This is a genomic window from Rhizobium ecuadorense, from assembly GCF_001187535.1.
GTDB classification, from domain to species: Bacteria; Pseudomonadota; Alphaproteobacteria; order Rhizobiales; family Rhizobiaceae; genus Rhizobium; species Rhizobium ecuadorense.
In genome coordinates, this window is record NZ_LFIO01000930.1 from 1 (window position 1) to 257 (window position 257).

Consider the following 257-nt stretch of genomic DNA (forward strand, 5'->3'; position numbering starts at 1 on the left):
GTCATCTCCCGCATGATCTCACCATGATGGGCGCGTCCTTCGCCGGTCAGAAGCGGCAGCAGCGTGAAGACGCCGGAATAGGTGGCGGCCTTGAAGGACAGCGGCGCCAGCGCATGGCTTCCCCAGCCAAGGCAGCTCACGGCGTGGCCGAACCGGCTAACGGCTCGAAATGCCGTATCAAGCCCCTGACCGCCGACCGTATCGTAGACCAGATCGAAACCCTTGCCGCCGGTGTGTCTTGCGACATAGGTTTCAAC

At 62.6% G+C, this 257-nt stretch carries 1 pseudogene; it reads right to left on the bottom strand.

Annotated features, from left to right (window positions below):
* Positions 1-257, bottom strand: a pseudogene (locus tag AF337_RS16050) (quinone oxidoreductase); the annotation flags it as partial.